12 protein-coding genes are annotated in these 12,023 nt (G+C 72.1%); 7 read left to right on the top strand and 5 right to left on the bottom strand.

Annotated elements, in window-relative coordinates; genetic code table 11:
* Positions 1–17: 17 nt before the first annotated feature.
* Complete coding sequence (locus tag ACFYZB_RS25515; RefSeq protein ID WP_388762740.1) at positions 18–1,511, bottom strand: long-chain fatty acid--CoA ligase; 1,494 nt, start codon at positions 1,509–1,511, stop codon at positions 18–20.
* Between the two features lie 160 nt (positions 1,512–1,671).
* Between ACFYZB_RS25515 and ACFYZB_RS25510 the strand changes: the two genes are divergently transcribed.
* A complete protein-coding gene (locus tag ACFYZB_RS25510; protein WP_388762738.1) occupies positions 1,672–2,838 on the top strand; it encodes a PucR family transcriptional regulator in 1,167 nt (388 codons plus the stop codon).
* A gap of 44 nt (positions 2,839–2,882) precedes the next feature.
* Here ACFYZB_RS25510 and ACFYZB_RS25505 read toward each other — a convergent pair whose 3' ends face one another.
* Positions 2,883–3,629, bottom strand: a complete 747-nt coding sequence (locus ACFYZB_RS25505; RefSeq protein WP_388762736.1) for a class I SAM-dependent methyltransferase — start codon at positions 3,627–3,629, stop codon at positions 2,883–2,885.
* Positions 3,630–3,784: 155 nt separating this feature from the next.
* Between ACFYZB_RS25505 and ACFYZB_RS25500 the strand changes: the two genes are divergently transcribed.
* The 5 genes from ACFYZB_RS25500 to ACFYZB_RS25480 all read left to right on the top strand — a co-directional run bounded on the left by ACFYZB_RS25500 (position 3,785) and on the right by ACFYZB_RS25480 (position 7,368).
* Positions 3,785–3,907 (top strand): hypothetical protein, encoded by a 123-nt coding sequence (locus ACFYZB_RS25500; protein ID WP_388762734.1) that lies wholly within the window; start codon positions 3,785–3,787, stop codon positions 3,905–3,907.
* Positions 3,908–4,097: 190 nt separating this feature from the next.
* Entirely contained in the window at positions 4,098–5,069 is a 972-nt protein-coding gene (locus ACFYZB_RS25495) for a TIGR01777 family oxidoreductase (RefSeq protein WP_388762732.1), read from the top strand.
* Positions 5,070–5,137: 68 nt separating this feature from the next.
* Positions 5,138–6,052, top strand: coding sequence for a TIGR01777 family oxidoreductase (locus ACFYZB_RS25490; RefSeq protein WP_388762731.1), 915 nt, complete (start codon positions 5,138–5,140; stop codon positions 6,050–6,052).
* Positions 6,053–6,203: 151 nt separating this feature from the next.
* On the top strand, positions 6,204–7,073 hold the full coding sequence (locus ACFYZB_RS25485; protein ID WP_388762729.1) for a class II glutamine amidotransferase: 870 nt from the start codon (positions 6,204–6,206) through the stop codon (positions 7,071–7,073).
* A gap of 61 nt (positions 7,074–7,134) precedes the next feature.
* On the top strand, positions 7,135–7,368 hold the full coding sequence (locus ACFYZB_RS25480) for a hypothetical protein (protein WP_388762728.1): 234 nt from the start codon (positions 7,135–7,137) through the stop codon (positions 7,366–7,368).
* A gap of 73 nt (positions 7,369–7,441) precedes the next feature.
* On the opposite strand, the gene ACFYZB_RS25475 is transcribed toward ACFYZB_RS25480, so the two are convergent.
* The 3 genes from ACFYZB_RS25475 to ACFYZB_RS25465 all read right to left on the bottom strand — a co-directional run bounded on the left by ACFYZB_RS25475 (position 7,442) and on the right by ACFYZB_RS25465 (position 11,113).
* Positions 7,442–9,148: an LCP family protein gene (locus tag ACFYZB_RS25475; protein ID WP_388762726.1), complete on the bottom strand. Its 1,707-nt coding sequence runs from the start codon at positions 9,146–9,148 to the stop codon at positions 7,442–7,444.
* A 314-nt stretch (positions 9,149–9,462) separates the two neighbouring features.
* Positions 9,463–9,825 (bottom strand): ArsR/SmtB family transcription factor, encoded by a 363-nt coding sequence (locus ACFYZB_RS25470; RefSeq protein ID WP_388762724.1) that lies wholly within the window; start codon positions 9,823–9,825, stop codon positions 9,463–9,465.
* A 166-nt stretch (positions 9,826–9,991) separates the two neighbouring features.
* On the bottom strand, positions 9,992–11,113 hold the full coding sequence (locus ACFYZB_RS25465) for a TerD family protein (RefSeq protein WP_388762723.1): 1,122 nt from the start codon (positions 11,111–11,113) through the stop codon (positions 9,992–9,994).
* A 256-nt stretch (positions 11,114–11,369) separates the two neighbouring features.
* Here ACFYZB_RS25465 and ACFYZB_RS25460 point away from each other — a divergent pair, with 256 nt between their 5' ends.
* A complete protein-coding gene (locus tag ACFYZB_RS25460) occupies positions 11,370–11,636 on the top strand; it encodes a GlsB/YeaQ/YmgE family stress response membrane protein (RefSeq protein WP_351210156.1) in 267 nt (88 codons plus the stop codon).
* The last annotated feature ends 387 nt before the right edge of the window (positions 11,637–12,023 follow it).

Here is a 12,023-nt window from a genome sequence, read left to right as displayed (position 1 = left end):
ACGACCTGTTTGCCGTCTCAGGGGGTCGGCGCGGTGATCTCCCGCTTGAGGATCTTGCCGCTCGGGCCCATCGGCAGCGCGTCCGTCAGCCAGAGGCGGCGCGGGTACTTGTAGGCGGCCACCCTGTCCCGGACGAACCGCTGCAACTCCTCGGTGTCCGCCCGGCCCCCCGGCCGCAGCACGACCGCGGCGGCCACCTCCTCGCCGAGCCGCTCGTCGGGCACGCCGAGGACCGCGGCGAGGGCGACGGCGGGGTGCTCGTGCAGCACCTCCTCGATCTCGCGCGGGTAGACGTTGTAGCCGCCGCGGATGATGAGGTCCTTCTTCCGGTCGACGATGTACAGATAGCCGTCCTCGTCCTGGCGGGCCAGGTCGCCGGTGCGCAGCCAGCCGTCGGGGATGGTGGCGGCGGTCTCCTCGGGGCGGCGCCAGTACTCCTTCATCAGGTTGGGTCCGCGCACGGCCAGTTCGCCGACCTCGCCCGGTGCGACGTCCCGGCCGGAGTCGTCCAGCAGCCGGACCTCGACGTCGCGGACGGGGGTGCCGATGGAGCCGGGCTTGCGCGGGCGGTCGGGGTGGTTGAAGGAGACGACGGGGCTGGTCTCGGACATGCCGAAGCCCTCCAGCACCATGCAGCCGAAGCGCCGCTCGAACCCGTGCAGGATCTCCACCGGCAGCGAGGCGCCGCCCGAGATGCACATGCGCAGGGTGGAGACGTCGGCCTCGGTGGCGCCCGGGTGCTGGAGCAGCGCCGCATACATGGTCGGGACGCCCTCGAAGACGGTGGCCCGGTCGCGGACGATGGCGTCGAGCACGGCCTGCGGCTCGAAGCGGGGGACGAGGCTGAGGGACGCCCCGCTGCGGACGGCGACGTTCATGGTGCAGGTCTGCCCGAAGATGTGGAACAGCGGCAGGCAGCCGACGATCACGTCGTCGGAGGTCAGCCGCTGTACCTCGGTGACGTTGACCTCGGTGTTGTGGCGGAGCCCGGAGTGGGTGAGCGCGGCGCCCTTGGGCCGGCCGGTGGTGCCCGAGGTGTAGAGCAGCACGGCGATGTCGTCACCGGCGGCGGCCGTCACCTCGTACTCCGGTTCCAGGCGCGCCAGTTCGGCGGCGAAGGCGGCCGGTTCGACCGTCAGGTGCCGTACGCCCGCGGCGGCCGCGCCGGCGGCGCCCTCGCCGGGCGCCCGGTGCCACTCGAAGAGCAGCACGGCGCCGGAGTCCCGCAGGTGGTACTCGGTCTCGCGCTCCTTCAGCAGCGGGTTCATCGGCACCACGATGCCGCCGGCGCGCAGGACGGCGTAGTAGAGGACGACGAACTCGGGCACGTTCGGGAGCATCAGTGCGACGCGGTCGCCGGTGCGCAGGCCCTCGGTGCGCAGCAGGGCGGCGGCCCGGGCGCTGAGCCGGTCCAGTTCGGCGTAGGTGGTGGCCGCGGTGCCGAGCCGCAGCGCCGGGCGCTCCGGCAGCCGTCGCGCCGTCCGAACCAGGAATTCCGCCAGATTGGCCATGATGCCTCCTCGCACGCATGCTCCCGCCGCGCTCACGGGTCCCGCCGCGGGCGCTCCCGGCATGCTCGCGTGCACGCTCGCGGGCGTCCATGGTGACACCCACAGTTCACCCCTGCCGGAGTTATTCCCGGGAACAAACAGTGCGCCGTACGCTGCGGGTATGGGTCTGTCGAATGTGGGGTCGGCGTTGCGGGGGCGCCTGCCGGAGCTGGGTGGACGGATGGCCGAGCGCATCCGTGCGGAGGTCGAGTCGTACGCGGACGACTCGCTGATCCCGTTCGCGTCGCTCAGGGACTCCTGCGAGGGGAACGCCGATCTGCTCCTCGGGCGCTTCGCCTACGGCGCCGAGCCCGACGTGGGGGCCGCCCAGCAGACCGGACGGCTGCGCGCCGAGCAGGGCGTGCCGCTCGCGGACACCCTGCACGCGTACCGGGTCGGTTTCGAGCTGCTCTGGTCGGAGATGGTCGACGAGGCGCGCCGGCACCCGGAGGTCACGGACGCGGAGCTGGTGGCCGGTTCCTCGGAGATCTGGGCGCTGTTCGGCCGGTACGCGGAGGCCGTCGCGGCCGCCTACCGCGAGGCCAGCGCGGAGCTGGCACTGCAGCGCGAGGCCCGCCGGTCGGCCCTGGCCGAGGCGCTGTTCACGGGTGCCCTCGCGGATCGTACGACACCGTGGGAGGCGGCCCGGCAACTCGGTCTGCCGGAGCGGGGACCGTACGCGGTCGTGGCCGCGGCCGTGCCGGATCCCGGGCAGGAGCCGCTGCCCGGGATCGAGGCGGCGCTGCTCCGCTCCGGCGTGCCGTCGGTGTGGCGGCTGCTGCCGGACCAGCAGATCGGGCTGGTCTCGCTGGGGCACCGGGACGCGGAGACGGTGAGCCTGCGCGCGCTGCGCCGCCGGCGCGCCCGGGTCGGCGTCAGCCCCCGGTTCGACTCGCTGCGGGACACTCCGCAGGCGCTGCGGTTCGCCCGGCTGGCCCTGGCCGGACCGTCCGGCGGGGGTCCGGGGGTCACCCGGTTCGACGACAGCCCGCTGGCGATGCTGGTCGCCGCCGCCCCCGCGGAGGCGACCCGGCTGGTCGAGGTCGCGCTGGGCCCGCTCCTCGCACTGCCGGAGGCGGAGCGGGCGCGGCTGCTGCAGACCCTCGGTCACTGGTTCGCCTCGGGTGGAGTCGCCGCCGGGGCCGCGGAACGGCTCTTCGTCCACCCCAACACCGTGCGCTACCGGCTGCGCCGCATCGAGGAGTTGACAGGGCGCCCGCTCACCGACCCGATGGCCCTCGCCGACCTGGGCGCCGCGTTGTACGCGCTGCGGCTGCTGCCTCCCTGACAGCTCGGCCGGCCCACCGTCGCGGCACGGGAGGCGCTTGCGGGCTACCCCGTCACCGGAGGCAGCCGGTACACCGAGACATGGGAACGCGACTCGGCGGTGAACTCCGCGCCGGACCAGTCGGCGTGCCTGGACTCCCGCTCGAATCCGGCCAGCTGGGCCATGAGGTCGAGTTCGGACGGCCAGATGTAGCGGTGCGGGCTGCGGTACAGCCGGGCCTCCTCACTCTCGTCGAAGCGGAAGTGGTGCGATACGACACGCTGGTCGAGGACGTCGTAGGTGTCCAGCCCGACGTATCCGGCGTCGGCGCGCCACACGGTGGCCTCCTTGCCCGGGGGAAGCGTGCGCAGCTCCGGGACCCACGGCTCGATCACGAACCGGCCGCCGGGCGCGAGATGGCGGGCGGCGTTGCGGAAGCACTCGACCTGCTCGGCCTGGGTGAGCAGGTTGGAGATCGTGTTGTAGACGAGGTAGACGAGGCTGTACGTCCCCGGGGCGCGGGTGGTCGCCATGTCACCCATGACCACGGGGATCGTGGCTTCGTCGGCCTTGGTCCGCAACTGCTCCACCATCGGGCCGGACAACTCGATGCCGGTGACGGGGACTCCTCGCTCGGCGAGCGGGACGGCGACACGGCCGGTCCCGATCGCGAACTCCAGTGCGGCCCCGCCGTCCGCCAGCTCGGCGAGGCGTTCCACGGCCGGCGTCAGAACCTCGGGCGCGAACATGCCGGTGCCGGGCGTGTCGTAACGCCGGGCGGCAGCGACGTCCCAGATCTCTTCCTGCTGCATTGCATCAACGCTGCCCGCCGGTAAGGGAGTTGTCCAGCGACTTACCGCCGCACCCTCCGGCCTCCCGCGCGCCATTGACACCAGGAGACAGTTCTCTACCGTAGATCCCCGCACAGCACGACGCCGACCCGCTGCCGACCGGCCGCTGGGTCCATGTGGCCGTCACGTACGGCTCCGGCACCGCCGTGCTGTACGTCGACGGCCGCGAGGCGGGCCGGAACACGGCGGTCACCGTCGAACCCGCTCCTTCGGCAACCACATCAGGGCCGCGTACATAGGCAGGTCCCAGTACCCGGACCCGTATCTGAAGGCGGCGGTCGACGACTTCCGGGTCCACGGCAGGACGCTGACCGCGGCCGAGGTCGCGGCCCTGGCCGGCTCGTAACGCAGTCGGGTACATGATCGAGGCCCCTTTTGAACGTGTTCAAATCTACGGCTACGCTGTGGGCACGGAACCGAGGGGGCTCGATGAAGGTAGTTCTGCCTGGAGGCACCGGACAGATCGGCACGATCCTCGATCGCGCGCTGACGGCAGCCGGACATGACGTCACCGTGGTGACCCGGCATCCGAGGCGCGAGCGGCAGGTCGGCTGGGACGGGGCCGCGCTCGACCGCTGGGCCGAGGCGGTCGACGGCAGCGACGTCGTCATCAACCTGGCCGGACGCAGCGTCTCCTGCCGCTACACCGCCGAGAACCTGCGGGCCATGAAGGATTCGCGGGTGAACTCGGCGCGCGTGGTCGGGCAGGCGATCGCCGCCGCCACGCAACCGCCGCGGGTGTGGCTGCAGATGAGCACGGCGACGATCTACGCCCATCGCTTCGACGCGGCGAACGACGAGGCGACCGGCCTGATCGGCGGCTCGGAGCCCGGAGTCCCGGACTACTGGTCCTACAGCGTCGGCATCGCCAGGAACTGGGAGCGCGCCCAGACCGAGGCACCGACGCCGAGGACGCGGAAGGTGGCACTGCGCTCGGCGATGGTGATGAGCCCCGACCGGGGCGGGGTCTTCGACGTCCTGCGGGGACTGACCCGGCTGGGCCTGGGCGGTCCGGTCGCCGGGGGCGCGCAGTACGTCTCCTGGATCCACGACGAGGACTTCGTACGCGCGGTGGAGTTCCTGATCGACCGGGGCGACATCGACGGCCCGGTCAACCTCGCCTCCCCCGGCCCGCTCCCGCACCGGGAGTTCATGCGGACGCTGCGCGCGGCCCAGGGCGTCCCCGTGGGACTGCCGGCCACCCGGTGGATGGCGGAGCTGGGGGCCTTCGCGCTGCGCTCGGACACGGAGTTGCTGCTCAAGAGCCGCCGGGTGGTCCCGGGGCGGCTGTCCACGGCCGGATTCGCCTTCACGTATCCCGAGTGGCGGCCGGCCGCCGCGGACCTGGTGTGCCGGGCCCGGTCGTCACGGTCCCGGACGGGTCGACCCAGGTTTACTTGAAACTGCAAGCACTCGTGTATCGTGCGCCGCGGTTCACATGTGAAGCACGAACTCCTCGGGAGGACGCCATGCGCGTCGCGATCACCGGGTCCACCGGACTCATCGGCTCCGCCCTCACCCGCTCCCTCCTCACGGACGGCCACCAGGTGGTCCGCCTGGTCCGCGACCGGTCCGCCGCCACCCCTCACGACGGCAGCGAGTCCGCTCACTGGGACCCGGTCGCGGGCCGCGTCGCGCCCGGTGCGCTGGACGGCGTCGACGCCGTCGTACACCTGGCGGGCGCGGGAGTCGGCGACAAGCGGTGGACCGCCGCCTACAAGCGGGAGATCCGCGACAGCCGGGTCCGCGGCACCGACACCCTCGCGCGAGCCTGCGCCGCGTCCGCCGCCCCACCGCGCGTCCTGGTGTCCGCGTCCGCGACCGGCTACTACGGCGACACCGGTGCACGGACCGTCGACGAGAGCGAGCCGGCCGGGGAGGACTTCCTGTCCTCCGTCTGCATCGACTGGGAGGCGGCCGCCGACCCGGCCCGCCAGGCCGGCATCCGCGTGGTGCACCCCCGCACCGGCCTGGTCGTCACCGCCCGGGGCGGCGCATTCGGCCGCCTCTTCCCGCTCTTCCGCTTCGGCCTGGGCGGCCGCCTCGGCTCCGGCGACCAGTACTGGCCCTTCATCTCCCTGACGGACCACATCGCAGCGCTCCGCTTCGCCCTCGGCACCGAGGAGCTCTCCGGGCCCGTGAACTTCACCGCCCCCGAACCGCCCACGAACCGCGAGGTGACCCGGGCCCTGAGTCACGCCCTGCACCGCCCGGCGCTCGCCGCCGTCCCGGCCTTCGCCCTGCGCGCGGCGCTCGGGGAGTTCGCCGCGAGCATCACCTGCAGCGCACGCGTCCTGCCGGCCGCCCTGCACAAGGCGGGTTTCGCCTTCGCTCATCCGACGATCGACGCGGCGCTCGACTCGGTGCTGCGAGGCGCCGCCTGAGGAAGCCGCCGGCGGGACGAAGGCGCCGACGGCGGGGGCCGATTCCCTCTGCGGCACGCGTGCGCGAACGTCCGGGGCGCGGGACCATGGTCGTCCGGGCGGGGCGCCGGACGACGGGGCTCGGCGAACGACGGGTGACGAGGAGGACGCCGTGTGCCGACTGTTCGGGCTGATCAGCTCCCCGCTGCGCACGCACGCCACGTTCTGGCTGCTGGACGCCCCCGACAGTCTCAGTGTGCAGAGTCACCGCGAGCCTGACGGCACCGGGCTCGGGTTCTTCGACGCGGACGGCACGCCGGAGGTGCACAAGGCACCGATCGCCGCGTACGAGGACCGTGCCTTCGCCGAGGAGGCCCGGGAGGTCGAGTCGGCCACCTTCCTCGCCCACATCCGCTACGCCTCGACCGGAGGGCTGGACGTGCGCAACACGCACCCCTTCGTGCAGAGCGGTCGGCTGTTCGCGCACAACGGTGTGATCGAAGGGCTGGACAGGCTCGACCGCCATCTCGGCGACGACCGCTCACGGGTGCGCGGAGACACCGACTCCGAGCGCTTCTTCGCCCTGGTCACGCGGGAGGCGGCGGCGCACGGCGGGGACGTGTCCGCCGGCATCGTGTCCGCGGCCCGCTGGGTCGCCGGGAACCTGCCCCTGTACGCCCTCAACATCATCCTCGTCACCGCCCGAGAGCTCTGGGCCCTGCGCTACCCCGCCACCCACGAGCTGTACGTCCTGCGCCGTCCGGCGGGCGGTCACCACGGCTCACGGCACCTCGACCACAGCGGCCGGCACGGCCACATGCGCGTGCGGTCGGCACATCTGGGTGATCGTCCGTCGGTCGTCGTGGCCAGCGAGCCCATGGACGAGAGCCCGCACTGGCAGCTCATGGCGCCCGGCGAGCTGCTCCACGTCGACCCCGAGCTGCACGCGACGTCCCGCATCGCCGTGGCCGACCCACCGGCCCACCCACTGACCCTGGCCGACCTGCGCCCCGAAGCGGCCGCCTCGCAACGGCCCGCCTAGACGGGCGCGAAGTGACCTGGCTCACGGGATCGAAACTTGCGCAACCCGTAAACTTTCCGGCGTGGAGACTACCGAAGTGACGGGTTGGGAGACCGCCGTGCTCGACGGCGGACCGGCGGACGGGCTGCGGATGAAGGTCTCCGACCGACCGCGCGTGATCCAGGTGACGTACCCCTGCCAGGTCGAGGCCGCACAGCCCGGCGGCGCACGCGCCGAGGCGGTGTATCTGTACCGCCGCGACTACACCGTCACCAGCGAGCCCCTGCGGTACGGCTTCGACATCGCCAGCCCCTGACCTTCGCGGCGGGCACGGCACGGCCGGCCCGCCCTCGGCCCTCCACCCGGGCCGCCTGCTCCGACGCCCCCGGTCAGGCGTCGGAGTCGGGCGTGCTGCGCGCCGCGGCGTACGCCTGGGCCGGCGTCATGGGGACGCCGTTGAGGTTCACCGTCCTGTAGGGGCTGACCTTGGCGCAGGTCTTGGCCTGGTCGGCGGTGGAGGCGTGAGCACCCCCGACCGCGGTCTTGGTGTCGGCCGGCGCGGGCGAGGAGCTGCCGCCCGGGAAACTGGTGCCACTGGGCCAGTCGCTGCCGATGACCAGGGTCAGGCCGGTGCCCGTGCCCTGCTTCAGGTGCGCGGAGGACAGTCCGAGCGCCTTGGCGACCGTGTTCGCCTCGTCCTTCTGACCGGTGCCGTAGGTCAGCGTGGTGGTCGTCGCCGGGCTCGGGGCGTTGGCCGTGGTCGTCGCGGAGCTGAAGCCCTGGTCGGTCAGCGCGGTCGCGATGCCCGAGGCGCGGCCGGTGACCGCGGTGCCGTTCTCCACGGTGACGGCGATCTGCGACGCCGGGACGGCCGGGGCGGTGGCCTTCGCGGTCGCCGAGGCCGCCTCCGCCTTCTTGCCGGAGCCCGTGGTCAGCGACTGGTCGTTGGCGATCGTCGAGAACAGGGTCTTCGCGCCCGGGCCCACGACCACCCGGTCCTTGTTGTTGGGGTCCTGGGCCGTCTGCATCGTGGTGAACGTCATCCGCTTCGTCGGCACCTTGTTCACGTCGTCCGCGAGCGAGATCAGCTTCTTCACGCTGCCCAGGCCGTCGTCCACGGTCAGCGCCTTGGTGGCGGCGTCGGCCAGGCCGTAGACCGCGGTCGGGTCGGTGAGGGTGCCCGCGCTCTTGAACTTGCGGATCATCGAGCTGAGGAAGATGTGCTGCGAGACCGTACGGCCGAGATCGCTGCCGTCGCCGAAGCCGTGCCGGGAGCGGACGAACTCCAGCGCCGCGTCGCCCTTGAGCGTGTGGTCGCCCTTGGAGAGCTTCAGGTGCGAGTAGGTGTCGTAGACGTTGTCGGTGACGCAGACGGAGACGCCGCCGATCGCGTCGGACATCTTCACGACGCCGGAGAAGTCGAGTTTGACGAAGTGGTCGATCGGGATGCCGGTGAGCTGGTGGACCGTGGCCACCTGGCAGGCGGGGCCGTACTGCAGCGCGCTGTTGATCTGCCCGTAGTAGCCGTTCGTGGACTGGCCGCTCTCGCTGTCCTTGCAGGCCGGTACCTGGGTCATGGTGTCGCGCGGGATGCTCATGATCGTCGCGTTGGAGCGGTCGGCGGATATGTGCACCACCATCTGCACGTCCGCGTTGCTGCCGGTCTGCACGCCGGTCTTCGCACAGCCGCCGCCGAGATTGCAGTCGGCCTTGCTGGTGCGGCCGTCCGAGCCCATGACCAGGATGTTGATCGGGGTGCGGCCGAACGCGTCGGCCTTCTCGGAGCCCCCCTTGCCGTCGAGGGCGACGCTGTGGATGTTGCCGTTCAGGTGCTCGTAGAACCACCAGCCCGCACCGGCCGTGACCACGATGATCACCGACAGGCCGATCCCGAGGACCTTCAGCACCCTCCTGCCACGGCCCACCGGACGGGCCCGGCGCCCCCGCCTGCCGTTGTGCCCGCGGGAAGCCGCCCGGGCCGCGGCCCGGCCGCCCGGCCGAGGCGCGCCGTCGGTCTCGACCGCTCGCTGGCCGGGCACGCGCGCGCTACGGCTGCGCGTGGCCTGCCCGGTGGGCCCGTCCCACGGGTCGCTCATCTCCCACTCCCATGAACGGTCGGGCCCGTCAGGCTGAGCCGTGGGATGTACGGCCCAGCCCACGCGGCGAAGTCCGGGCGGGCGGAGCACGCCGCTCGCCAATTGCTTGCGTGGTTGCGCAATCTAACAAACCTGTGGCCCGAGCAGCACGGATGCACACATGATTCACAGGTGAGGCGTCTCATGGCCGTGCGGACCGGGATGGTACGGGAGCGGGAGTCTACGCGCCTCAGATAAGAGCGCCATACAGACCTTGCAGGAGAGCGCCGTACAGAAGACGTCGGCACCGGGTCCGACGGGGCCGCGTAGCGCCCTCAGTCACCGATCCGGCGCAGTCCGTGAGCAGGGTCCGAGGGGCGTGCCGAGCGCGCGGTCAGCTGCCCCACCATCACCCGGACCAAGGTCACGACGTCGGGGTCGTCGATGTAATAGACCTGCCGTCGGCCCTCGCGGCGGGCGCGGACGAGTCCGGCGAGCTTGAGCTTCGCCAGGTGCTGGCTGACCGCCGGGAGTGCCCCGCCCACCCGGCCGGCGAGATGCGTGACATCGCTCTCCCCCTGCGACAGCGCCCACATCAGATGCAGCCGGGCCGAGGAGGCGAGCAGGCCGAACGCCGCGGCGGCCTCGGCGAGCACCTCGGCGGGCGGGTCCTCGAAGCCGGCGGCGCTCTCCGTCACAGCCCTCTCCCGTCCCCGCCCTCGCCACAGCCGACGCACGTGCGCCCACCCAGTGTAGGCGTCCGGTTCCGGCGGTCGGGCGCGGCCGGGACAACCGGCCCGTCCTTTCCGGAGTCGGGCGCATGCTCGCGGGGCGGCGGGAGAAGTCCGTCTCCTGCCGGCGGACTCAGTCCTCGTAGAAGTTGTTGACCACGACGTCCGGTTCGTCGTCGTCGAACGCCTCGTTGAGCAGCGCGCCGCCGATGAGGCCGGCCGCACCGGCACCGATGAGCGCGCCCGCGCCGAAGCGCCGGCCGCCGCCCTGCTGGTGATGGTCGTGGTCCGCGTACGGCTCGCCGTACGCCTGCTGCGGGTACCCCTGTTGCGGATACCCCTGCTGGGGATAGCCCTGCGGCACGGGCTGGGGATAGCCCTGCTGGGGCGGGGTGTAGAACGGGGGGACCGTGGTCTGGACGCGCTGGGCGCAGGCGCCGCAGGTCTGGACGGGCCGGGGCACGCCCCACTGGGGTGACCAGGTCACGCTCGTCACGCCCGGGCCGTGGTTGGGGTCGAAGAAGCAGGTCACGCTGGAACTCCCGGTGGTGGGTTGCGAGGATGGGGTGAACGCCGGGGCCGACGGGGCGGCGACCGGCGGCTTGAGCGGAGCGGGCGGCACGGGGGTGCCGGCATGCGGCTGCGGTACGGCGACCGGGTCCGGAGCCGGCGCGGGGCTCGGGGACGCCTCTCTCAGCACCGCCACGCCGTAGTCGGTGGCGATGCCGGCGAGTCCCGAGGCGTAACCCTGCCCGACCGCGCGGAACTTCCACTCCGCGCCGTGCCGGTACAGCTCGCCGAAGACGAGTGCCGTCTCGGTCGACAGGCCTCCGGAGGCGAGGTCGTAGCGGGCCAGTTCGGTGCCGCCTTCCCGGTCCAGGACGCGGATGTACGCACGGTGGACCTGTCCGAAGGCCTGGCCGCGGCTCACGCCCTCGTACAGCGACACGGTGAAGACGACCTTCTCGACCTCGTCGGGGACCCTGGTCAGGTCGACCTCGATCCGCTGGTCGTCGCCGTCGACGGGGCTGCCACCGCCGAGGTGGCGGACCGAACCGTCGGGGCTGCTCAGGTTGTTGAAGAACACGAAGTGCTCGTCGGACGGAACCTTGCCCGACGCGGCACACAGCAGCGCGCCGGCGTCCGGTTCGTACCCGGTGTTCGCCTGCCAGCCCAGCCCGACCGTCACAGCAGTCAGACCGGGGGCCTGCTTGCTCAGCGACACATTGCCGCCCTTGGTCAGGGAGACACTCATCCACGTCCTCCGCAGCCGCTCGTACGTCCCGCATCCATCATGATCGACGTTCCTGAGGCCCGCCGAGTTCCTCGATTGCGCAATGTCTTCATCATGTAGCAGAACCTCGACGGGTCATCACCAGAGGACCCGCGCAGGCCAACACCCCTTGTCCCGGCCCGACGACCTGCCCCTAGGCTTTGCGCAAACAGGCATACCAAGTGTCGGTCTCCGGCGCGCTCGGCGCGGATCCCGACCCGACGGGAGGAACAACACCATGGGCATCATCGGCTGGATCATCCTCGGCCTGTTCGCCGGAGGAATCGCCAAGATCCTGCTGCCCGGCCGTGACCCGGGTGGCCTGATCGGCACCACTCTCATCGGCGTCGCGGGCGCCTTCGTCGGCGGCTGGCTCTCCACCCGCTTCCTCCACCGTTCGGTGGAGAAGCACTTCTTCGACCTCTACACCTGGGGCGCGGCGATCGCAGGCTCCCTGGTCCTGCTCATCGGTTACCGCATCCTCTTCGGCAACTCGCGGGACTGACTCGCGGGACTGAGCGGACGCGTTGTCGAGGGCCGGTTGTTCGTCCGGCTGCCCGCCGCCGACGGGGTGGGTGCCGGCGGCCGACGACGACTGAGCAAGCAGACGACTGACGACGCAGGGAATGTGCGTGTTCCTCCCTGTCGTCCTGCCACACGGGGTACGGCGGCGCCGTGCGCCTACGCCCCGCCGGGCGGCCCGTGTGACAGTGCCGCGCTGTTCGCCCAGGGGCGCGCCCGCCTCCTCGCCCGGCATCACCGGTGCCTGCTGCCCGCCCGACTCGCAGCCTGCGCCAACCCGTTCCTCCGGCCACTGCGGACCGGTGTCGCCCACACGGCGGAGAGCTGGACGGAGGAGGCGGTCCACGAAGTCGGCAGCCGCAAGGCCGTC

The organism is Streptomyces sp. NPDC001852, from assembly GCF_042891825.1.
Lineage (GTDB): Bacteria > Actinomycetota > Actinomycetes > Streptomycetales > Streptomycetaceae > Streptomyces.
This window is presented reverse-complemented; position numbering and strand designations above follow the sequence as displayed.